General features: G+C 68.5%; 20 protein-coding genes. 9 read left to right on the forward strand and 11 right to left on the reverse strand.

The window, feature by feature from the left end; genetic code table 11:
* Window positions 1-212: 212 nt before the first annotated feature.
* Complete coding sequence (locus tag IPG50_35590) at window positions 213-1403, reverse strand: hypothetical protein (protein ID MBK6697470.1); 1191 nt, start codon at window positions 1401-1403, stop codon at window positions 213-215.
* 272 nt (window positions 1404-1675) lie between these two features.
* On the opposite strand from IPG50_35590, the gene IPG50_35595 reads away from it, so the two are divergent.
* The gene (locus tag IPG50_35595; protein MBK6697471.1) at window positions 1676-2122 is read left to right on the forward strand and encodes a hypothetical protein; all 447 of its coding nucleotides are present in this window, start codon (window positions 1676-1678) and stop codon (window positions 2120-2122) included.
* A gap of 562 nt (window positions 2123-2684) precedes the next feature.
* Here the strand turns inward: IPG50_35595 and IPG50_35600 are convergent.
* Together IPG50_35600 and IPG50_35605 are read right to left on the reverse strand one after the other, a co-directional pair.
* Window positions 2685-2822 carry a hypothetical protein gene (locus tag IPG50_35600; protein ID MBK6697472.1) on the reverse strand — a complete coding sequence of 46 codons (138 nt, stop codon included), beginning with the start codon at window positions 2820-2822 and terminating at the stop codon, window positions 2685-2687.
* A gap of 112 nt (window positions 2823-2934) precedes the next feature.
* A complete protein-coding gene (locus IPG50_35605) occupies window positions 2935-4017 on the reverse strand; it encodes a hypothetical protein (protein ID MBK6697473.1) in 1083 nt (360 codons plus the stop codon).
* Between the two features lie 196 nt (window positions 4018-4213).
* On the opposite strand from IPG50_35605, the gene IPG50_35610 reads away from it, so the two are divergent.
* The 3 genes from IPG50_35610 to IPG50_35620 are packed head-to-tail and all read left to right on the forward strand — an operon-like array spanning window position 4214 to window position 6464.
* Window positions 4214-5110, forward strand: a complete 897-nt coding sequence (locus IPG50_35610) for a hypothetical protein (GenBank protein ID MBK6697474.1) — start codon at window positions 4214-4216, stop codon at window positions 5108-5110.
* Window positions 5107-5760, forward strand: a complete 654-nt coding sequence (locus IPG50_35615; protein MBK6697475.1) for a sigma-70 family RNA polymerase sigma factor — start codon at window positions 5107-5109, stop codon at window positions 5758-5760. The genes IPG50_35610 and IPG50_35615 overlap by 4 nt, the downstream gene beginning before the upstream one ends.
* Complete coding sequence (locus IPG50_35620; GenBank protein ID MBK6697476.1) at window positions 5757-6464, forward strand: hypothetical protein; 708 nt, start codon at window positions 5757-5759, stop codon at window positions 6462-6464. The genes IPG50_35615 and IPG50_35620 overlap by 4 nt, the downstream gene beginning before the upstream one ends.
* 35 nt (window positions 6465-6499) lie before the next feature.
* Here the strand turns inward: IPG50_35620 and IPG50_35625 are convergent, their stop codons facing one another.
* On the reverse strand, window positions 6500-7267 hold the full coding sequence (locus IPG50_35625) for a trypsin-like serine protease (GenBank protein MBK6697477.1): 768 nt from the start codon (window positions 7265-7267) through the stop codon (window positions 6500-6502).
* A gap of 57 nt (window positions 7268-7324) precedes the next feature.
* A complete protein-coding gene (gene ppk1 / locus IPG50_35630; GenBank protein ID MBK6697478.1) occupies window positions 7325-9670 on the reverse strand; it encodes a polyphosphate kinase 1 in 2346 nt (781 codons plus the stop codon).
* Between the two features lie 178 nt (window positions 9671-9848).
* Between ppk1 and IPG50_35635 the strand changes: the two genes are divergently transcribed.
* A complete protein-coding gene (locus IPG50_35635) occupies window positions 9849-10292 on the forward strand; it encodes a hypothetical protein (protein ID MBK6697479.1) in 444 nt (147 codons plus the stop codon).
* 29 nt (window positions 10293-10321) lie between these two features.
* On the opposite strand, the gene IPG50_35640 is transcribed toward IPG50_35635, so the two are convergent.
* On the reverse strand, window positions 10322-10876 hold the full coding sequence (locus IPG50_35640) for a hypothetical protein (protein MBK6697480.1): 555 nt from the start codon (window positions 10874-10876) through the stop codon (window positions 10322-10324).
* A 286-nt stretch (window positions 10877-11162) separates the two neighbouring features.
* On the opposite strand from IPG50_35640, the gene IPG50_35645 reads away from it, so the two are divergent.
* Window positions 11163-12347, forward strand: coding sequence for a hypothetical protein (locus IPG50_35645; GenBank protein ID MBK6697481.1), 1185 nt, complete (start codon window positions 11163-11165; stop codon window positions 12345-12347).
* Here IPG50_35645 and IPG50_35650 read toward each other — a convergent pair.
* From IPG50_35650 to IPG50_35660, 3 genes are all read right to left on the reverse strand, one after another.
* Complete coding sequence (locus IPG50_35650) at window positions 12260-12670, reverse strand: hypothetical protein (protein ID MBK6697482.1); 411 nt, start codon at window positions 12668-12670, stop codon at window positions 12260-12262. The genes IPG50_35645 and IPG50_35650 overlap by 88 nt on opposite strands.
* A 141-nt stretch (window positions 12671-12811) precedes the next feature.
* On the reverse strand, window positions 12812-13237 hold the full coding sequence (locus tag IPG50_35655) for a hypothetical protein (GenBank protein MBK6697483.1): 426 nt from the start codon (window positions 13235-13237) through the stop codon (window positions 12812-12814).
* On the reverse strand, window positions 13234-13995 hold the full coding sequence (locus tag IPG50_35660; GenBank protein ID MBK6697484.1) for a PAAR domain-containing protein: 762 nt from the start codon (window positions 13993-13995) through the stop codon (window positions 13234-13236). Before IPG50_35660 ends, IPG50_35655 begins: the two co-directional genes overlap by 4 nt.
* A gap of 269 nt (window positions 13996-14264) precedes the next feature.
* Here IPG50_35660 and IPG50_35665 point away from each other — a divergent pair, with 269 nt between their 5' ends.
* Together IPG50_35665 and IPG50_35670 are read left to right on the forward strand one after the other, a co-directional pair.
* Window positions 14265-16778: a hypothetical protein gene (locus IPG50_35665; protein ID MBK6697485.1), complete on the forward strand. Its 2514-nt coding sequence runs from the start codon at window positions 14265-14267 to the stop codon at window positions 16776-16778.
* Window positions 16779-16859: 81 nt separating this feature from the next.
* Entirely contained in the window at window positions 16860-18731 is a 1872-nt protein-coding gene (locus IPG50_35670; GenBank protein ID MBK6697486.1) for an alkaline phosphatase D family protein, read from the forward strand.
* 16 nt (window positions 18732-18747) lie between these two features.
* Here the strand turns inward: IPG50_35670 and IPG50_35675 are convergent, their stop codons facing one another.
* Window positions 18748-19749, reverse strand: coding sequence for a diguanylate cyclase (locus IPG50_35675; GenBank protein ID MBK6697487.1), 1002 nt, complete (start codon window positions 19747-19749; stop codon window positions 18748-18750).
* 93 nt (window positions 19750-19842) lie between these two features.
* Window positions 19843-21210: a carboxypeptidase regulatory-like domain-containing protein gene (locus IPG50_35680; protein MBK6697488.1), complete on the reverse strand. Its 1368-nt coding sequence runs from the start codon at window positions 21208-21210 to the stop codon at window positions 19843-19845.
* A gap of 144 nt (window positions 21211-21354) precedes the next feature.
* Here IPG50_35680 and IPG50_35685 point away from each other — a divergent pair, with 144 nt between their 5' ends.
* Complete coding sequence (locus tag IPG50_35685; GenBank protein MBK6697489.1) at window positions 21355-22461, forward strand: hypothetical protein; 1107 nt, start codon at window positions 21355-21357, stop codon at window positions 22459-22461.
* Window positions 22462-22474: the final 13 nt, after the last annotated feature.

Here is a 22474-nt window from a genome sequence, read left to right on the forward strand (position 1 = left end):
CCCAAACAAGAAGAATTGCGGTGGCGACGTAAAGCTACATCGGTGACGGAATGTTGAGCTCTCTGTGCGGTAGCTGCCTACGCCACTAAAGTGTTCGTAACCATTGATGAAACTCGGTGTCCGCTGGCAGGCAGACCCCGGAGGCCATTTGTCTCAAGTAGGTCCCGCTTCCCACGGTTCGGGCGGCAGGAGACCGCCTTCCGTCGTTCGCGTCAGAGACCGGCAGGCCGCGCCTCGATGGCGCGCCGGTAACGTTCTCGGCGCACGTCGTCGCGGAGGATGTCGAACGCCTCTTCGATGACGGTGGTGATCTTCGAGACCTCCGACGCAAGGTGCGAAAGACTCGGCGTCAAGAGGCGTGCGGGCTCGAACGTTCGACGCAGCTCCAGGAACGCGCGCCGAATCTCGTAGCCGGTGGCCGCGCGCGGGACGCCGAGGATCGAAAAGTAGTCTCCCTCTTCGACGAGCGCGAGGCGCGCTTCGATCTTCGCGACGATGGCGTCTTCATCGAGGGGATCGTTTCCTCGCGCGTCGGCGCTGACGCCGACGGGCAGGGGCAACGCCCTCACCGGCTCAAGCACACGCATCACCGACAGCGCGAAGAGCAACGCGGGCGTGTCGCTCCCGTGTGCCGAGACGAGGTCGTCGAGGCGGCGCCCGAGCGCGCTGCGAGCGATATGCGTCTCTCGTTCGTCGAGTGCGCACTCCACCAAGAGCGCTTCGTTGGCGCCGCCCGCGAAGGTGGTCGCAGCCCCGCCGAGGCGACGGGTTGCGTCGTCGACCGGCACGACGCGGCGCACCACCTCGACGAGAACCTCGGCGCCCGTCGAGCCGCCGAACACGCTCGGCTCGCCTTTGAGTCGCCCCGGCGGCTCCGGCTCTCGCACGAACACGCCTTGCGCGATGCGAAGCGACCTGCCGAGGATCCACTCGGCGTGAGCTCGCAAGATGGGCCACAGTTGGTCTTGTCGCAAGATGCCGTGGGCTACCAACGCGGCGCCAGCGTGCCGCCCGAAGGGAGGCACGCGTCCCGCGAGGCCCTCCGCTTTCTCCTTTGGGAGATCGCCGCGCCCCTCGAGGAACGCCAAGAGGCTCTCGTCGGCGAGGCTCGATGCGCAGGTGATCAAGTCGCCCTCGCGGACCACAACGCGCCGGAGGCCACCATCGGCCTCGAAGGAGAGCGAGCCGGAGACCCGCGTGGCGATGGCGCGCGCAAGGACATCGAGCGCGTCGCCGGGGCCGAGCACCGCCTCCGCCGGGGTTGGCGCGGCGCTCGTCAAGGAGGGCGCGGGAAAGCTCCCCGCCTGGCCCGCTACGGCGACCGTCGGTTGAGCGGCGGTCTGCGCGAAGGCCGCCGTGGCCCCGGTCTGCGTGAACGCTGCCACCGCGCCGGTCTGGGTCATCGCGAGCGCTTGAGGGTCGTTTGCGCTCGCATCGGGGTCCGGCGCCCGACTGCGGCGATGAGAAAAACGTCGGTGGGGCCGGTCGCGACGCGCCCGGTGAGGTCAAGGGCGGCATCGACCCGATGCCCGTGGGCGAGAGAGAGGGGCCCGGCGACGTTCGCGCGCGCTCTTGACGGTCGTCGGTCTTGGTCCCGCCGTCGGTCCCCGTGCCCTGTGTGCCGGCGTCGGTCGTTGGCGTTGGGCCAAAGACGTGGCCCAAAGATTCGCCGCTCATGGTGCTCGCAAAAATGCTCGCTGGCGACACCGTCGCGGGTGGCTCGTCGCGCGCGCCCGGTGGGGTCGAGTCGCGTCGCGGCGGCGGCACCGTCGGCGGCTGTGACATCTCTGCCGCGGGCACCGCTTCGTGTGGGGGCGCCGCTTCGGCTCGCGCTTCGTTGCCGGTCGTGGCGCGACGCCCGCCCGACGACGTCGTCTGGCGTCCGCGCTCTTCCTCCTCGACGGGCTCCGGCTCCTCCAGCGGTTCGTCGAGGGCCGCCAAGAGGTCCGTCGGCAAGACCGCCTCGATCTCTTCTTCGGGGGTCGGGGCCGTCGAGTCGCTGCTCCCGCGGGCCTTGGCGCGCTCCTCCGCGTCGGCGAGCAAGTCGAGCAACTCGTTGCTAAGGGCGCCGCCGGCCGCGCGACGGGCCATCGACCCGGCGCTTGGCGGCGGCTGGCTGTGAAACGAACGCGACGGCGGCGGCGGCACGCTCGGTCGGTCGAGCCTCATGCTTGGCGACGGCAGAATGCCAGGCGGCACCATGGGCGCGCCGACGACCGGTGGCGCGCTGGGCTTGAACGACACATCCTCACTGGTCAACGTCTCGATGCGCTGGATGAGATCGCCGACGTCGACGGGGCGCGCAAAAAAATTGCCTGCATCTTCCATCGAATCGGCGGACGGTTCGGTCGTTCGGCCGAGGAACAAGACGTCGACGGCGTCGGCGTCGGGTAGCTCACGCATGCGCAAGACGGCCGCGTAGGCGCCGTCGGCGTCCGCGTCGACGAGCACGATGCGCGGCCGTTGGACGGCGACGCGCGCGACGAGCATCGAGAGTGGAACGTCGACGACGAGGTAGCCGTGGCCTCGTAGGCTCGCGGCGACGTGTTCGGCTTCCGCCGAGGGGTCGCTGATGAAGATCGCGACCCGCGGCACCACGCTCGGTGGTGGTGGCGGCGGTAGCGAAGGGAACGCGGGGGCCGCTGCTGCCGGCGGCTCGCTCGGATCTTTGTCCCCGCCCATGATCAGCGCTCGCGGCTCCGTCGGTCTGCGAGCCAGCGGTCGAGGTGCTTCCCGAGGCGCGCGAGGAAGGCGGCCCCATAGATGAGGCCGAAGATGAAGGCCGTCATGGCCAGCTCGCCGCGGTTGGCACCCCCAATCACGGTTCGACTCTATCGCGGTTTGCCATTGAGCAGAAGCTTAGGGGCGGGCTTCCGTGCTCCCGTCGAGGGCGCGCCCTCTCGGGAGCGAGCAGCCGTTGGTGCGGTGCCCGCGTCATCCGGTCGGTAGGTAGGAGCGGAGCACGTGAACGAAATCCTGCGCGTTCGTCACGACGGCGTAGGCCTGGTGCGTGCCGCGGTCCTTGAGCTTACGGACGACGAACTCCGTCTGGTCGACGGCGACCGTCACGATCGGCTCAAGCGTCGCCGTCCCGTCCTCGGACCCTCGCTTCTGGAACGCCGGCAGCATGTTGCCGAAGGCGATGGAGTGGAGTGCGCTCGCGACCATCACCACGCAGGTGGCTCGTTCGGCGTGGGCGCGCATCGCTTCTTGTGCCGCGAGGGCGTCAGTCAAGACGCCCGGCAACGGGCCGTCGTCGCGAATGGAGCCGGCGAGCACGTAGGGGACGTTGTGCCTGACGAGCGCATGCATGATTCCCGATGAAACGGCGCCGCTACCGACGGCGCTTTCGACGGAGCCGGCCTCTCGGACCTTGTTGATGGCGCGCATGTGGAGCGCGTGCCCGCCGCGTTGTGGCACGCCCCGTCCGTCCATTCCGAGCGTCGTTCCAAAGAGCGAAGCCTCGATGTCGTGCACGGCCACGGCGTTGCCCGCCATCACGGCGTGCACGAACCCGCGTTCGACGAGCCAGACCATGTCGGCGCGCGCGCGCGCGTGAACAACGGCGGGCCCGAGGACCCATACGATGTGCCCCGAGGTGCGCTCGCGCACGAGGTGAGCTGCGATGGCCGCGTAGTCGACGGGTCGCTCGCGGCTTACGTCGGAGCCCATGAACTGAAACTCGCCTCCGGCGCCCCCATCGCCGCTCAAGAAGGCCTCCGAGTGGACGAACACGCCCTCGCTGCCGTCTTCGGCTATGGCGACCACGACGCGATCGTTCTCACGGACCAAGCGGCCCTCCAACGTCTCGACGCGTGCTCCTCGCAAGACGAGCGCCGCGTCCATGCGCGGTCGCTCGGCGAGCGTCCAACCGGCCTCCAGGCGCACGTACGTCGGAAGGTTGCTCGTAGAGAAGAAGCCCTCGGGCAGGACGCCGTCGCGCGGGGCCGGAAGGAACTCTGCCAACTTCGCCGAGCGAAGCGGCGGCACGTCCCAGTCGGGCGATTTCAGGCTCATGCACGCCAGTATCGCCCAAGGAATCGCCCCCGGCGCCCGTTCCATGCGGTGTTGCGTCGAGGCGTCGCAGATGGACCCGAGACGGCTCGGCTCCCATGTGTGCCGAGGCCAGTTTCCTCGGTGTTCGACGAGACCGGCGCGAGACCTTTTTGGTGACGGACTTGCTTCAGGCTGGCCATTCGCCCGAGGAGGTTACTTGGACGCACCGCCGGTTGTCGTAGACAGGGTCGAGGTCTGCCGGGACGCGGCGCAGGCGGCATCCGTCTTTGAAGCGGGGGCGTCGCTCGCCCTCGCGCGCGGTGTTCACGTGCGAGTCACCGTTTCCCCCTCGCGGGCAGGCCTCGACGCGGCAGCGGCGCTGCGCCTTCCGAATGGCGCGACCGAGAAGCGCACATTTGCGACGGCGGGGAAGGACTGCGCGCCCCTTGCACGCGCCATGGGCGCGTGGATCTCGGTTCGGATGGATGACTGGGCTGAGGCCGAGCCTGCTCCGTCAAGGGCGGCGCCACCGCTCGAGACCCCCGCGCCGCGCTCCCCGGAAGCCCCGAAGGGTGTGCCCGTTGCCGTGGAGGCGCTGCCACCCAGCGGCGGGCTCGACGTCCCCTTTGACGTGGATCGCGACGGGCGCCGCATCGCGGAGCCGTCGGGGCCGGAGTTTCACGTGCTCTCGTCGGTTCTTAGCAATTTGTCGCGGGCCACGCTCGTAGGGGGCGTCGCCGGCGTCACCGTTGGCCTGGGCGACACGTTCGTCGCACGCGGTGCGGCCTTCGCCTATTCGGCTGCCGTGAACCCGACGCTCGCGGTCGGATACCGCATGGATGGCTGCCGTCGCGTGCCCGGTCGCTACGCGCGCTTTCGCGGCATGGTGCTCGATCTCTGCGCCGGCGGCGAAGTGGGCCTCTTGGCCCGCGAGGTCTACGGCGCCTTCGGTCCCTCCGTCACCATCCACGGCGATCTGTCGCGGGCCTTCGCTCTCGATTTGGGCGGCGGCTTCTCGGTGCCTGTCGGCGGCCCCGCCGCGGAGCGGCCCAACGTCGATGGCCTGCTTGTCGCGGTGCGCGGTGATCTCGGGCTCACCTGGAGGGCGCCTTGACGGACCTGCTCACCGACGACGCGTTGGACGAGACGACGGCCGCTGCGGCCGGACCGGTCGTCCTCGCACCCGCTCCAAGTGGCGTTCGCGTCGCTGGTGAGCCCGTCGACTTTCGTTCGCTCTACGAGCAGAACGTCGACTTCGTGTGGCGCAACCTGAGCCGCTTGGGTGTGGCGCCTGCCGATCTGGATGACCGAACGCAGGAGGTCTTTCTCGTAGCGTTTCGCCGCCTCGACACCTTCGAAGATCGCGGCTTTGGTGCCCGTGCGTGGCTCTACCAAATCCTGCTCCGCGTTGCCTCGGAGGCGCGACGGCATCGGCGTCGCCACCCCGAAGACGCGGCGGCAGAGGTCGGCACGGACCCGGGCACGGAGTTGGCCTCGCGCGCGGAAGACCCTTGCGACGTGGCGCAGCGGCGCCAGGCCCTCGAGAAACTCGACCGCGCGCTTTCGACCATCGACGTGGGCCGTCGCGCCGTCTTGGTCCTGCACGAGATTGAGGAGATGAGCGCCCCCGAGATTGCGGCGATCCTCGAGTTGCCGGTCAACACCGTCTATTCGCGCCTCCGCGTTGGACGAGCCGAGCTCGAGCTGGCACTCCGCGGCGACGCCGTGAGCCAGGCGGCTAGGCAAAAGGCGGTGGCACGATGACGTCGAACGAAACGCGCGCGCTACTCGCCGCCGCTCGCGGCGACGCACCGTCCAAGCCGAAGCGTGACGCGATGTGGGGCAACCTCGAATCGCAGCTCGGGCTCGCGCTGCCGGTCGCTGCTCTCTCCGGCACGCGGCTCGTAGAGGCCGCTAGCCCGACACAGTCGGCCGGAGCGTCTGCGGCCGCGAGTCTCGGCGGGCCCACTCTCGCGGGGACCGGGGCCGCGAAGGTCGCCTCCTCGGCGGTGCTCAAGGCTGGCCTCTTGGGCGGTGGACTGGGCAGCGTCCTCACGGCGGTCTTGGTCCTCGTGGCCCTTCGTCCCGCGCCGACGCTCGAAGAAACGGTTCCCGTGGCGCTTTCGCATGAAACGCAGAGTGGCGAGCGTTCGCCGTCGGTGCTGGCGCCGCTCACAACTGCCGTCGCCGAAGGCGAGCGCGCGCGTCTCCTTCCACCGACGCCGAAGGCGACCGTCGTGGACGTGCTGAGTCGCGAGGTGGCCTTGGTGGTGGATGCGCGGCAAGCGCTGCTCAGTGGCGACGGCGAGCGGGGGCTAGCGCGGGCGCGGAAGGCGCGGGAGCTTCACGGTCAGCTCGAGCGCGAAGCGCTCACGCTCGAGGTGCGCGCCCTGCGGACGCTCGGACGGGACACGGAGGCTGACAGGGCCGAAATGGAGCTCCGTATCCTGCATCCGCCGCCGCGCTGACCTCTCCCGCAGCCTCGTCGCGCCGGGTTAGGGGGCTACGGAGCGGGCGCGTCGCCGTACGCGGCGATACGCTCCAAGATCCACGCGCGGTGCGGCGCCACCTCTGTGTTCACTTCGTAGGCCGCCAAGAGCGAGCCGCCGGCGCTCGTCACCCCGGCGAGCACCGACGTCCCTTCGACGAAATGCGGCCCGCCGGAATCGCCAGGACAGGTCGCCTGACCGAAGCGGAAGAACAGCGACCCGACGTAGTGGGCCGATCGCTTGTGCCCGTCGCCGCGGTGCTCGCAGCTCGTTCCGATGGATGGGCCGCGGCCGAAGGAGCCGTATCCGTAGACCGTGTAGCGGCCACTCGGCGCGTCGTTCTTCGCCAACGAGACGGGGCTTGCCCCAACGACGGCACGGTCGAGCCTCAGCGTCGCCAAGTCCTCGCGCGACTCCAGCAGCGCGCCGGTGTCGCGGACGTCGCAGCGGATGGCTGCGTAACGCTCGACCGATGGGTCAAGCGTTCCCCGCCCCAAGCGATCCACGAGGGCCGTGACGGGGCACGCTCCCGCGGCGTCGACGCGCCCGAGGATGCAGTGGCGCGCTGTGAGGACCGTGCGCCGTCCCACGAGGGTGCCGGTGCACGTGAACAACGCCCCGTCCTTCTCCACGTCGAGGTTCACGACCTCAGGGCGCTCGTGGTCGGCGCGAGCGTCGCCGACGATGGCGTCTTCTGCCGCCGAGGTCTCCGCGTCACGCGCCGCACCGCAGGCGGTTAGCGTGAGGCAAACGAAGTGAAGAGCGAGGCGACGTTCGCGCACGCCTCCCCACCAGCAACGCCCGTGCCTAACCGAAGGTCGCGCCGTAAATCCGTCGCGTCACGCCTTCTTCGGAGGCTCGCGGCGCCGCCGCGTCGGTCTGGTGTCGTCGAGCGGCGCCGGGGGCGGGCGCATCGGGACGAGTTGGAAGCGGTTCGAATTGCGCGGCAAGCTGTCGGCCGCCTTCACCTTGTCACGCGCGAGCTCCATGAAGCGCGCTTGGCTGCGCACCGGCGGCGCCGGACCTGCCGGCACGCGCACGTAGGTGCCCTCGGTCGTCAGCGCCCAGGCTTTCACGTTGTCGGTGCACTGGAGCTGCAGCATCTCGATGAGTCGAGAGCGCTGCTTCTCTTCCTCCACGGGAAGCACGATCTCGACGCGGCGATGGAAGTTTCGCGGCATCCAGTCGGCGCTGCCGATGTAGACCTCGTCGCGGCCCCCATTCTGAAAGTGGAAGACCCGTGCGTGCTCAAGAAAGCGGTCAACCAGGGCGCGCACTTCGATGGTGTCGCTCACGCCGCGAACGCCGGGCCTTAGGCAGCAGATGCCTCGGACCAAGAGCGTGATCTTCACGCCCGCCTGCGACGCTCGATAGAGCGCCTCGATGACGTCGGCGTCGACGAGCGCGTTCATCTTGGCCACGATGCGCGCCGGTCTTCCCGCGCGTGCGTGGTCCGTTTCTCGCTGGATGAGGCCCAAGATCGCTTCGTGGAGGCCAAGCGGCGCCACGATGAGCGTGTTCCATCGCGGCGGCGCGCTGTAACCCGTGAGCAGGTTGAAGAGCGAAGACGCGTCCTCGCAGAGCTGGGGCTTGGCCGAGAAGAGCGAGATGTCGGTGTAGAGACGGGCCGTCGACGGGTTGTAGTTGCCCGTCGAGAGGTGCACGTAGCGCCTCAGCTTTCCCTTCTCGCGCCGCACGACGAGCAAACACTTCGCGTGGGTCTTGAGGCCCATCAAGCCGTAGACCACGTGCACGCCCGACTGCTCGAGGGTTCGCGCCCAAACGATGTTCGACTCTTCGTCGAAGCGCGCTTTGAGCTCCACGATGGCCGTCACCTGTTTGCCGGCTTCGGCGGCGCGCGCCAGCGCCTTCACGATGGGCGAATCGCCGCCGGCCCGGTACAGCGTCTGCTTGATGGCCAGCACGTCGGGGTCGTCGGCGGCGCGGGCGATGAAGTCGACGACGACGTCGAACGACTCGTAGGGATGATTGAGGAGCACGTCGCCTTCACGGATCACCGTGAAGGGATCATCCGCGTCGCGAAAGGCAGGGATCGCCTGTGGGACGAAGGGCTCGTCGCGCAGCTCGCGCCGATCCTCGTGGCCGACCATCTGCATGAGGTCGGCGACGTTGAGCATGCCCTTGGTGCGGTAGACGTCTCGCTCGGGATCAAGCTTCAGCGCCTTGACGAGCTTCGAGAGCGACTGCGGTGTCGGCTCGCCGGCGACCTCGAGGCGAACGGCACCGCCGCGCTCGCGCCTTCGGAGCTCCTGCTGGATGGTCTGCAAGAGGTCCTCGGCTTCTTCCTCGTCGATCTCGAGGTCGAAGTTGCGCATGACGCGAAACGCGTAGACGCCTTGCAAGCGCACGCCCGGAAAAATGGCACCGACGTGCCGCGCGACGAGGTCGTCGAGCAGCACGAAGCAACGCCGGGCCGCCGAGCCGTCGGGCATGCGCGCGCCCGACACCTCGAGCAAGCGCGGCAACATCATCGGGACCTGCACGACGCCGAAGCCGGCCTCGCGGTCTCCGTCGCGCTGCAGCATGACGCCGAGGTTGAGGCTCTTGTTGCGGAGGTGCGGGAACGGGTGCCCCGGGTCGATGGCGATGGGCGTCAAGATAGGAAAGACGTCGTTCTGGAAGTACGCGTCGAGCTGCGCGCGTTGCTCCGGCATCAGCTCTTCAGGCTTCGCGAGCAGGATCCCTTGCTCCGCGAGCTTTGGCAGCAGGTTCACCTGGAGAGAAGCTGTCTGATGCGCCACGAGCTCGTGCACGCGCTGCGAGATCGCCGCGAGCTGCTCGGCGGGGGTCATGCCGTCTGGCGGGATGTCTCCGACCTCGCCGGAGAGCTGCTGCTTGAGCCCGGCCACGCGCACCATGAAGAACTCGTCGAGGTTCGACGCCGCGATGGCGTGGAACTTGAGGCGCTCGAGGAGGGGAACGCTCTCGTTGTCGGCCTCCGCCAAGACGCGGGCGTTGAACTCGATCCACGACAGCTCGCGGTTCAGGTAGAGCGCCGGCGAGTGCAGGTCCTCGGGGTTGAGCGGTCCTAGGCTCGACGGCTGAGGCGCCATCGAACCGCCGGGAATCGCTGACCCCGAGGAAATGGGCGCTGGCGGAACGGAAGGAGAGGGACGCTCCGCGCTGGTGGTGACGGGAAGGGGGACCGGTGTCGTCGGTTCCATAGCGGGAGCGACATCCTATCCTCCTTCATGGGGTCCGCGCGCTTTCCCTCGTGCCAACCCGTGCCGCGGGCATGATCGCCGGCGCGTCGCCGTGCCTGCGTTTTGTCGACCCGATGCCTGAATCGTGCGCGCCGTGTGACAGAATAGTGACGGCACACGCCGTGCTTGCTCCGCCGCGATGACGCTCCCCCCCTTTCGCAACGTCGTACTCACGGCTGCGCTGGCGCTCTTCGGGGCGAGCGCATCGGCGTGCGGCGTCGTCGGCGCCGGCGAGATCGGAAGCTGCGATCGGCGCGCCGTCGTGCAGAAGCCCAAGCCCTTCTGCCAGGAGATCATCGAGACGGTGGCGCTGCGCGAGTTTCGTGAAGACTGCCAGAACCGTCTCGCGGGAAAATACGTCGACGGGACGTGCCCCCGCGAGAAGGCGCTCGGCGGCTGCGCCCAAGACGCCACCAACGAAGACGGCTCGCTGGTCGTCGAGTGGTTCTACGACACGAGCGGCGATCCGAAGGCAAAGCAATACCCGGCCGAGGACACGGCCAAGACCGTCGCCGACGTGAAGCGCTTCTGCGCCGACCGGAAGCGCTACGAACTGAGCAGCATGCACTTCGTGAGTCCGTAGGGCGTCGGCACGCGCCCACCGAGTGACGTCTAACTCACGCCGCCGCTCTGGACCTTGACGAGCTTCGGTCCGCCGCCTCGCGCCTTTTTCGGTCCGGCTTTCGCTCCGCTCTTCACCGGCGGCGGCGCCGCCATCGGCGCGGGAGCCACCTTCGCGACGCTCGCCTCCGTCGTGGGGGCCGGCGCGGGCGGCGGTGGTGGTGGCGGCGGCGCCGCGACGGCCGTCGCCATCGGCTCGCTCTTGGCCGCCGTCGTCTTCGCCGTGCTGTCACCACCACTCGTCGCGAGGGCCAGCATCCCAAGGGCGAGACCCAACGCACCGGCCACCGCGAGCGCTTTCTTCGCGCGCGACATCTTCTGCCAAGGGCTCTGCATCGCGAGCGCGAAGTCGTCGACGTCCTCGCTCGCCTTGGCGCCGCCGTACGGCGCGAGCACGACCGGCGGCGGTGTGGACGACTTGAAACGCTCCGCGGCGGCGGCTTCCTCGGCCTTCTTCTGGGAGGCCCGAGCGTCTCGATCGATGGCGATCAGATCGATGAGGCCTGAGTTGTACGCTTCGCGGGTAGGCGTTTCCGTGGACGGCATGGGCTTCACGGGGCAAGGGCCGGGCCGCCCGCGGTGTTCCTCCTGCGTCGGATTTTTTCCAGTCAAGAGAGCCGCGCGGATGGAATGTCTTGGGGCTGCGTTCGAGCGGGCCCGGTTCGCCCCGTTCGGGGCCGATGTCGCCTATGGCCGCTGAGCCGCGATGGACCACGCAAAACCGATCGCCAGCGATCCACGGGGCGAGCCTTGACCCCACGCGCCCCGCCTGGGCGGACCGACTCGCGCCTGCGCGTTCCGCCTCGAGTTCGCCTACAATCGGTGGCCTTCGATGCTTTCGCGCTGCTCTTCGGCCTTGCTCGCGCTCTCGGTGCTCGCCCTCGCCGGCTGTCCGGACTTCCGTGCCGGCGCCACCGAGGAGACCGACGCCGCTGCGCTCGTCGACGCCGGCGCGCCCGATGTGATCGTGCCCGACGAGCGCGCCAAGGGGCTCCTTCAGGTGCCGGATCTGCCCATGGTCAACTATCGCGGCGTTTGGGCTGTCAGCCCGAACCGCGTGGCCATCGTCGGCGACGAGACCATCCTCGACTACGTCGACGGTTCCTGGAACGTGACGGTCGTCGGCGGCTCAGAGCTCCACGGCGTCTGGGGCGACGGCGAATACATGTACGCTGTCGGGACCTTCAAGCAAACGAACACCGGCGTCATCATGCTCAAGACGCGCAAGGATCGCACATGGGTGCAGCTTGCAACGGTTCCCCACGGCCTTCGAAGCGTCTGGGGTGAGGGCACGTTTCGCATGGCCTCGGGCCACGACGGCGTCGCCTACTTCGGTTACGAGAGGTCGCCCTTCAAGGAGGGCGTGCAGAACGATCCCATCGCGGGAGCGCCGAACACGCTCTTTGCGCCGATCATGTCGTCCGTGGGCGGCAACTCGCGAAGCCACGTCATCGCCGCGGCGGGGCCTGGCGGCTGGTTCGGCTACGACGGCAAAAACTGGAAGGCCTTCGCCGAGAACGTCGACAAGACGCGCTCGTTTCGGTCCGTGTGGGGACCGCCGGGCGACGCCCTCGACGTCATCATCGGCGCCAATTACTACGGCCTCTGGCGGTTCAAAGGCGCGAAGGACGCGAACGGTAAGCCGATCCCCACGTCGATCCTCCACGAAGAACGGAGCGATCCGCTTCGCGCCAACCAATTCATCAACGGCATTTGGGGCGCGAGCCAGCGCGACTTTCTCGCCGTGGGCACCGGCGGCCGACTCATCGTCTTTCGCGAGAAACCCGACAGCGACGGGGTGTCGATCTTGAAGACGGCCGCCGGCGCCCGCGACCTCTGGAGCATCTCGGGGACCAACTTCTCCGACGTGTGGATCGTCGGTGACGACGGCGTCGTGCTCCACGGCGCGGTGGAGTCGCCAGCCGGCGCCTATCGGCCCCTTGCGATGCGCTCGCGCTCGACGACCTCGGCGACGCGACGTCGACGATCCGCTTCGCGCGCCTGCTCCCACGCGTAGGTCCACTCGAGGATCGAGCCAGGCCGGCCCGCCGCCTTTTCGGCTGCGATGTAGGCGGCAAAATCGCGCGCGTCTTGGGCGTTTCGTTCCCACGCGCTCCGCGCTTCGCTGGCGAAGGCACGCTTCACCGCGTCGACGGCCCAGCTCGGTACGTCGTAGTAGTGCCCGTCGTTCCGCGCGAAGCGACGGCGTCGGCTGTGGGCGGCGCGGCGCTTCACGATGTCTTCGCTGGGCGGCCCTTGCAGCGGTGCAGCGCCTGCCGCTTCGGCCCCGGCCCAGGAGACGAGCCAACCTCTGCCGTCGCGCACTTCGGAACCGGGCATGTCGGTGGTGCACGTCTCGGACGCCCTCTTGGCTCGCGTGGCGGCAACGGACCGGCGTCCTTCGGGCCGAGCCCGTCGAGGAATCGATCCAGCTTGGCGAAGTCCTCGGCCCTCGGGATCGCCTTGCGCATGACGCCGTCGTCAGGCGTGCCCAGGAAAGGCGTACGTCGCCCGTGCGTCTGAACGTGGCGGAATCGTCTCCGTTCCCGGGTGATATGTAGAGCCCGGGTTGCCACTCGGATGGTTGTGGAACCGCAACTTGTCGCCGGGACGGAGCGGATCCACGCCGCCCCGGTCCAGTTGCGTCGTCACGTAGAGTCCCTTCGCGTCGCGGAAGATGCCGTATTCGACGCCCATGCGGCTCAGGTAGTCGAGCAGGCCGCTCTTGCCTCCTGGCGGCAGGCGAATGGCGTCCCCGGCCTGCAAGCGGTCAATGGCTTTCTTCAGCTCGGGATCAAGTTTCGAGGCCGAGCACGTCGTGCAACCCAGCGGCTCCTCGATGCGAGGTCCGCCGTTGTGGCCGATGCCTGGCTCCCCCGCGTTTGTCGTTCCCGCGTCGCCGCTCACGACGCACCGCTCATGCCGACGGCGCGAGCCACCTCCGCGGGCATCGCGCCGCGGCCGACGTCGAGCGCCGCCGAGACACCTCGCATCAAAGCTTCGACGCTGGGCCCTCCTTTCGGCGCGACGGGACGACTCCCGCTCGGCGGCGGAATCGTCTCTCGCGCGCCGGCTGCCCCGCCGCCCAACGACCCAACGAAGGTGCGGGCGGCGCCGGCCACCACGACGCCCTTGCAGCGCGACGCGTCGCCGACGCGCGAGAGCGGCTGACCGTTGACGTACACGGTCGCGCTGCCCTCCATGAGCACGTGAGGCTGCTTGTGAACGTTCGGGTCGACGTTGGCGCGCGCGGCGGCCTTCCCTTCGATGAAGACGTTGGGTGAGCCCGCCACGATCGTGCTGCAACCGCTCGAAGCGCCACCGCTCGCTCCGCCACCGCCAGCGCCGCGCGCTCCGCCACCAACGTGCCCGTGCTTCGAAGGTCCGCCGCCTCCCGCGTTGCCGTGTCCCAGCGCAGATCCAACGAGCGCTCCGACGACCGGCAGCGCGCTGCGGCCGACGGCGGCGATGATGCCGACGATGCCTCCGTGGGCCCCGGCGCGACCGCCGGCGTGGCCGACGGGATCGCCGATGCGCGCCGCCGCCGGTAGAGATGGCCCGCCCGCCGCGCTCTCCTCTTCTTCGTCGTCAGGACCAAGGGGGAGGAGGTCCGGGAGTGAAGCGAGAAACGACTCGAGGTCGAAGAGCGCGGCGGGCTGGGCCATGACCCACGTCACTGCACTCCGCGGGCCGCGCCGCTACGTGCCTAAAAGCCCTCGCGAACAGGGAGTGATCGGCGCGCGCATAGGTGACGACGTACCGGCTTTTGCCTGTGCTTTGCACGGATTGGCGACGCTTCGCCGCGATGCTCTCACCGATCACCCTTCCTTCGTGAGCGAGCTCGAACGCTTGCGAGGGATGCTCCCGCCGATCATGTGCGAGTCATCTGCCTCGGGCCCTGAATCGCGCCCGAGCCACCCGCGTCTTGTGTCCCATGACCAAGTCGTTCCTATCCACGTTCACCCTCGCCGTCGCGGCGACGCTTCATCTCGGTTGCGAAAGCGCGGATGGAAGCGCGACGGCGCGCGTCGATGAGGTTCACGGGGCGGCCACCTTCGAGCGGGGTTGCGACGGCGTCCTTTCGGGGTCCTGCGATCGCGGTTGCCGGAGCGACACCGATTGCGCTCATGGAGCGCGGTGCGAGCTCACGCGCGAGGGCGAATTCTACCGCGGCCGCTGCGTCGCGTTCGCGCCGGTGGCCGCCGACGAAGTCATCACGCCTGTGACCCCCGAACCATCTCCGCCGATTCGCGCCGACGTGGCCTGGGAGCGCGACGCCGGCGCCATGCCCGTTGACGCGGCGCCGCTCAGCATCGTCGACGCAGCGACGCCCGGCTACATCGACGCGGCTGTGCCGACCGTCGACGCCGCCCTTCCGCCGGTCACGGCGCCGTCGTGTGCCAACGGCTCCTGGGAGCGGCTCCCATCGAAGCTTCGGAGCAATCACACGGCCCTCGCCGTTGGCTCCAACGTGTTTCTCTTCGGCGGCTATGACGGCGACAGCGCGTCGGTGCTGCGGGCGTCGCTCTACGATCCGAAGTCCGGCGTCGAAACGCCGCTGCCAAAGGGCGGGCCCGACGTGTCGTACTGCGAGAGTGCGAGCTACCTGGAAGCCGAAGCCCTCGTTTTGATCATGTGCGGCGGGGCAGCGTACCGGTTCGATCTCACGGCCAACCAGTGGCGCGCGTCGGCCAAGACGAGGGTTCACGAGCGCGCCCTCAGCGGCGATCCCTACGTCGTCTACGTACCCACGGCGCACGGCGTCTTTCTTTGGAACCCGTCGACCCGGACCGGTGCCGACTACGACGCGCGCACCGACGTCTTCACGGCCACGCCTTCGCTCGGCGCCCCGCCCGCGAGTTGCTGCGGCGCCGGCGCGTTCGGCGACGGGAGCGTCTACCTCTGGGGTGGTCACGGCGGCTGGGGTGCAGCGGCTCACTCGGAAGGTGCGCGGCTCGATCTCGCGACGATGACTTGGTCGCCCCTACCGACGGTCAACGCGCCGGCACCGCGGCGACTCGCTTCGCTCGGCTTCGTCGCTGGCCGGCTCATGGTGCTCGGAGGCAACGAGGCCGCGTTCGACCCAACGGCGGGCGCTTGGAGCGCAGCGCCCCCTTCGGGGCTCCCGACCGCCACCTCCGACCAAAAGGTCCTTGTGGCGGGGTCGACGCTCGTCGTCGTTCCCAACGGCACTTCTGGCGCAATGAAGCTCTCCATCTACGACGCCCAAGCGAACACGTGGTCGGCGGCGACAACGGCCGACGCGCCCCGCGATCGCCGCTGGCACGCCGCCGCGTTGGTGGGCGACGAGGTCGTCGTGCACGGTGGTGTTCAATACGGCACGCCGAGCCGGTCGATGTTCGACGACGGCTACCACTTCGCGTATTCGCTCGCCGCGGGCACCTGGCGTCATGGGGAAGGAGAGGGGCCCGTCTTCAGCTCGAGCGCCAGCACGACGGGTGGCCCTACGACCGCCGTCTGGTCCGAGCGGAACAAGCGCGTCATTGCGTGGGGCGGCGGGACGGGCTCGTTCTCGGGCGGTCAATTCGACCCGGTCACCAAGACGTGGACAAAGATCTCGATGGTGAACGCGCCCACAGGAGGCTGGTACCCGGTGTCGGTGTGGACTGGCTCGAAGATGCTCGTGCACGCCTACGACGGCGCCAAGGGCGGACCGCTCATGGGCGCCGCCTACGATCCGGTGACCGATGTCTGGACGCCCTGGTGGAAGGGGCCTTCCGTCACGGCGACGGTGGCGCCGCTCTTCGCCGCGGTCGGCACCAAGGCCGTCACATGGTCGGGCTCCGGGTTCTGGCTCTCACCCGCGGCCACGGGGACGATCGTGGATGCAGCCTTGAGGTCCGTGCCCGTCTCACCGCTGGCAGGGCCCGGTGCCGTGGAGGCCTCCTCGACGTCGCTCGTGCCCATCGGCGGCTCGCGACTCGCCGTATGGGGCGGCAACCGAGACGCCAAGCCGGGCACGCTTGGCGGCTACGTCAACGACGGCTTCATCTTCGACACCACGTCGAACAGCTGGTCCAAGATGAGCGGTGTGGGCGCGCCCGACGCGCGCGTGGGCCACGGGATGGCCTGGACCGGCAGCGAACTGTTCGTATGGGGTGGCCACGGCGCCGACGGGGAGTACCGCGGCGACGGTGCGCTCTACAACCCAGCGACGGATACGTGGCGCCCAGTAGCGTCCTTGGGCGCACCGTCGGCGCGCACGCTTCCCCTCACCGTATGGACGGGCCATCGCGTGATCGTCTGGGGCACCGGCGCTTCGGGGGCTTCGTACGATCCGGCCACAGACACATGGCATTGCATGCCTAGCGAGGGCGCGCTTCCGGGGCGCCACTACCGTCCGCTCGGCATCTGGACCGGCTCCGAGTTGGTCGTCATGGGCGGCGTCAACGGCCCCACCAACACGGTGGCGATCTATCGACCCTGACGCGCGGCGTAGAGACGCAGGTCCCGTCAATTCCCGCTCCTTCGCCTCGCGGCGCTGGCCGATTCGTGTCAGCCTCGGGGCGTGGAAAAGCGCATTGCGCGGCGCGAGTTCGTGGTCGGAGCGGTGGCGAGCGTCGTGTACGTCGCTTGCGGCGAAGGCGCTCGCGGCACCACCTCCGAGGCCCCCAAGGCGCGGGCCGATGCGGGCGCCGATGCGCCGTCCGACGCGCCCGGCGAAGCGGCCTTTCGCGCTTCTCCAACCTCGTCACCGGAAGACAGCGATCGCGTCTTCCCGCAGGGGCTCGCGTCCGGCGATCCGCGTCCCGATCGCGTGATCCTCTGGTGTCGCGTCGAGCCGGGCGAGGTGGGCAAGGCGGCCACCGACGACGTCACCGTCGACTTCGTCGTGGCGAAGGACGAAGCGCTCTTGGACGTCGTCGCCCACGGCAGCGTGGTGGCCCAGGCCGACGCCGACCACACCGTTCGCGTCTCGCCCACGGGGCTCGAACCGGGGCGCTTTTACTACTACCGCTTCGAGGTGCAGCAGAAGACGACGCGCGTCGCGCGAACCAAGACAGCGCCGCCGGAGACCGCCGACGTCGCTATCAACCTCGCGTTTTGCGCCTGCCAAGATCGCATCGGGCGCTATTGGCACTCGTGGCAATCGCTCCTCGATCAAGCTGGAGAGCTCGACTTCATCCTCTTCCTCGGCGACTACATCTACGAGAGCGTGAACGACGCGCGCTTTCAGTCGTCGGTGCCGGGGCGCGACATCACGCTCCCCGACGGTCTCGACACGTCGGAGGCGCAAGACGGCTCGCGGCTCGCCGCCGGCACGCTCGCCGACTACCGTGCGCTCTACAAGGCGTACCGCGCCGATCCGCTGCTCAAGGAAGTGCACCGGCGCTTTCCCTTCGTCGTCATCTGGGACGATCACGAGTTTGCCGACGACTGCTGGCAGGATCACTCCACGAGCTACAACGAGCTCGACCCGGTCACCAAAGCCTTCACGTCGGAGCAGAACACGGCGCGGAGGCAGGCCGCCAACCGCGCCTTCTCCGAGTACCAGCCCGTTGAGATTGTCTACACGCGGGGGGCGCCCTTCCCCGACGACATCAAGATCTACCGGCAGCTCCGCTTCGGGGCGCACGTCGATCTCTTCCTCACCGATCAAAGGCTCTACCGCGACGATCACCTGATCCCCGAAGGCCCCGCTGACGCTGCCATCGGAAAGCTCACCGCCAACAGCTCCATCGGCTCGCGCTACTTCGTTCGGAAGTCGGCCTTTGATCCTCGTGAGTCGTCGGCCAAGCCGACGCTCCTCGGCACCACGCAGAAGGCGTGGTTGACCGACGCGATCAAGAAGTCCACCACCACGTGGCAGGTCTGGGCCAACGAAGTCCAAATGTGGCAGATGGCGCTGACGCTCTCCCAGCTGCCGGGCATGCCGCCCGCGTTCACGTACACGGTCTACGTGAACACCGATCAATGGGACGGTTTTCGCAGCGAGCGCGCGGAGATCCTCTCGCAACTCACCACCAAGAACTTGCTCGTATTGACCGGCGACATCCATGCCTTCTTCGCCTCGGAGCTGCGCGTCGACTTCGACAACCCATCGTCAAAGTCCTGCGGCATCGAGTTCGTGACGGCGGGCATTTCTTCCGCTTCCCTAAAGACGCTCGTCGACAAGACGGTGCCACCGGGCTCGACGCTCCGGCCCGTCGCCGAAGCTTGGGCTGCCGGCGCCGACGCGGCGCTCAAGGGGACGAACCCTCACCTGCGGTTCGCCGCGAGCGACGCGTACGGGTATGCGCTCGCCACCATCGACAAGTCACAGGTCGAGGTCACCTTCGTACGCCTCGCTGTGCCGCCCACGGATCCGACCTTCGCCGGCTCTGTTGGCAAGCAGAAGTTTCGCAGCCTCACCGGCACCAAGATCATCGAGGTATTGTGACCGCCGAACCCAGGCGTTAGCGCGTTGGCGGAACGAAGCGCGCCGCCTCGACGCGGTTGCGCCCGGCGCCCTTCGCCTCGTAGAGCGCCGCGTCGGCACGCGCCAAGAGCGCGGAGCCGTCTTCGTCGCCGGAGAGCTCGGCGACACCGACGGAGACCGTCACTGGCGGCAGGTGCCGTCCGTCGGCGATCTCCACGGGCCTATCGGCGAGCGCCATGCGAACGCGCTCGGCCGCGACGAGCGCCCCCTCGACGTTCGTGCCGGGCAGGAGCACCACGAACTCTTCGCCGCCGTACCGCGCCACGAGATCGGTCGGCCGGACGGCGAGGGCGAGAGTCTGGGTCACCTTGGTGAGCACGCGATCGCCGGCGGCGTGGCCGAAGGTGTCGTTGAAGCGCTTGAAGTGATCGACGTCGAGGACCATCGCGGAGAGGGGCTCGCCGCCGCGTCGCGCGCGGCCCACGAGGCGGGGCAAGCGATCCGTTAGCCATCGACGGTTGTAGACGCCGGTTAGGCCATCGACGAGCGCGTCGCGTTCGAACTTGGCGCGCTGCTGGGCGCTGTCGACGATGGTTCGGTTGCTGGACCGCAAGCGCGCCGCCAAGGACACGAGCATGTTGGCGGCGAACTCATGCGACGCGCGGACGAGGAGCCAGAACGTGTCCTCGTCGACGCAGAGCAGACGCGCCGGTTCGGCGGCGACGACCCACGCGGAGCCAGGGTTGTCATCGATGACGCTGAGCTCGCCCACCGACTGGCCCGCGTCCACGAAGGCGATGGCGTCGGTGCCCGACGCTGTCAGGTGAACGCTGAGGCGTCCCGCGAGCACCAGGTACAGGGTCTGGTTCGACTGCCCCGCCTCGATGAGCAGCTCGCCGATGGCGAGCGTTCGCACCGGGCAGTGCTCGAGGAGGCCCCAGACCGACTCGATGGCCACGCGCCTCAAGATGTGGAGCCGAGCCAGCTCGTCGATGGCGAGCCGCGGGCCGCCGGTCGCCTGCGCTGTTGCCGCGTTCAATGGCCTCGCCCCCACAACCGATCGGTACGGCAATCGCGCCGCTCCCTTAAGGAACGACGCGCGCCGGACCCTGCGGCCCGGTGGCGGTCGCCGCTACCGAGGCACTTCCGGCGGCTTCTTGTCGTCTTGCACACACGCCGACAGATCGAAGAGCAGAAACTCGAGCGCTTGTTCCTGCGCGGAGAGGACCGTCGACTTGCAGCCGTTCGGGAACGTCGTGCCCGTTTCGTCGCCGCTCGAGACGTGAACGTCGCTCAAGACGGCGCGCCCGCACTGCTCGTCGGCGGGCTTGTCGATGGGCGTGTTGAACGAGAGGTATTTGGTCGAGTTGCCTTGGTAGATCCAGCGCTGCGTTCCCTGCGCCGCGTTCACCGCGCCGATGTCCTCGCGCACGTCTTGCAACCCGATGACTCCGGCGATGGGGCTCGCGCCGACGCCCTTCAGCCATTCGGCGAAGGCCTTGCCCTTGGGGAACGACATGTCGACGTTGTAGATGCCGCCGACGCCTGTCGTCGCCGTGGACGGAGTCCAGGTCGCCACGTCGCGGAAGCTCCCGAGCGGGCCCGTGGGCCCGAACTCGAACCAATAGTAGTGGTAGTGCGTCGCGAAGATGCGGCCGCCGGCGTTGGCGTAGTTGTAGAGGAGCTTCGCCGACGGCGCGCCGGCTCCGTCGCCGGAGTCGGCGTAGGGCACGTCGCCTTCGCAGCCCAACATCACCATGTCGTATTTCGCGAGCGTCGGCTCGTGGCTCCACAGGGAGCGCGCGTCGGGGGCCGCGTCTTTGGCTTGCGAGCCAAAGGCGCCCTGAAAGACGTGCACGCGGCCGTTGCCGAGGTTGCTCGTGAACTCCGAGTCGTCGATGCCGATCTTCCGAAGCAGGCACTCGAGCGGATCGAAGCCGCCGGTGGAGAGCGCGATCTGGGGCATGTCGCCCTCGCTCTGCTTCTTTGGCAGGCGGGTCTCTTCGAAGTCGCCGACGAAGTTCTCCTGGCAGGGCTTGACGTTCTTGACGACCGTTTGCCTTCGCCACTTGCCCACCTGAATCACGAGTGGGATGTCCTTGCCGGCGGGAGCGTTGATGAGGCGAAACTCTCCGGCCGTGTTGGTGAGCGCCTTGACGGCGGGCTTTCCTGAGACGGGCGTGCCGCACTGAAGGCACGACGGTCCCGGCGGCGGCATCGGCTCGACGGCCTCCGTCGGAACGTAGACGAGGACGTTGTAGAGCGGCGTCATGCCCCTCGGATCTTTGACGATGCCCGCGATGGTCGTCGGGGCGTTGGGGCACAAGCGATCGTCGTTGGGACCTCCCGAGATGACCGCCGCACCAGCTTCGTCGGCGACGTCGACGTGTCGATCGGACGCCTTCAATGCGTCGCGCTGCCCTTGACCGCACGCCGCCATGGTCGCGACGAAGGCCGCGGCACCGGTCGCCGTTGTGTGGGTCCATCGTCTGCGTTGCATCGCGTTCCTCCCGACAGAGGGGCGGTAGCATTGAGGCCTCCGCGAGCAACGGCATTTCACCGCCAAAATGCGCCACATTTCAGAGACACGCGTCGCCACTCGGAGACACGCCCGAGGCGTCGCCGCGTTACCATGGCGACGTCCATGAGGCGTACCGTCCTTGGCTCGGCGTGCGCTCTGGCTCTCCTCGCGTGCGCGTCCGAAGCGCGGAGTGAGCCCGACGAGCCGCCCTATCGACGCTACTTCTACCAAGGTCGCGACTACGGTTCGGAGGCGCTCTTCGGGCCCGCGAGCGTCTTTTTGAACCGCGGCTTCGACGTCCTGCAGCTTAGGCCCAAGACCCGCGATCCTTTCGACCAGCGATACGGCCCGAACCTCGACAACGTGGGTCGGAGCTTGGCCGACCCGCTCCATACCATCGAGGCACGCGGCACCGAGCGCTTCATCGTCCAAGAGCTCTTCCCCCTCAGCTTCACCACGGAGTCGGCGCGATGGGCCCCGAACTACGGCCTGCACGTCATCGGCGGCGGCGTGACCTACCGTGCTCTGTGGGAGTGGTTTCGCGGGCAAGGTGTCCCCGTGCCGGCGCTCTTCTCGGCGCTCACGCTCTACGGAGCGGCAACCGTCAACGAGGCGCTCGAGAACAAGAACTTCGTCGGCCCCAACACGGACGCCCTCGCGGACCTCTACATCTTCGACCTCGCCGGCATCTTGCTCTTCAGCGTCGATCCCGTCGCCGAGTTCTTCTCGACTCGCCTTCGCGTGCGCGACTGGTCCTTGCAGCCGGCCCTCGCGGCGCCGCGCCGCGAGCTTCACAACGTGGGCAACTACTACGCCGTGAAGTTCCCCGTCCCCTACGTGCCGCGTCTCGAGCTCTTCAGCTACGTAGGCTTCTCGACGCTCGGTGGCCTCTCGCTTCGCGTCGGCCGCGGCCTCTCCGTCTCGGCGGCCGGAGGCGTGAAGATCATCACTCTTCAGAATTCGGATACGACGTCGCTCGCGAACGTCATCGCGTCGCGGCCCAGCGGCGCGCTCTTCCTCGATCGCAACGACTCGCTCTTGGCGTCGCTCCAGGTGTCTGACGTGTCCGACTACTTCGTGCACGCGAACCTGTACCCGAACGCCCTCTTTCGCTCGAAGCCCGGCGTCGGCTTCTTCGCCGCCGCGTCCCGCGAAGCGCAGTGGATGGCCGGCGTCTCGTTCACCGGCTCTTTGGGCCTCGGTGTGGCCGTCGGAACGTTGCGCCCTTAGCGCGGCGTCGGGT

The organism is Myxococcales bacterium (assembly GCA_016703425.1).
In the GTDB taxonomy this organism is placed as follows: Bacteria; Myxococcota_A; Polyangia; order Polyangiales; family Polyangiaceae; genus JADJCA01.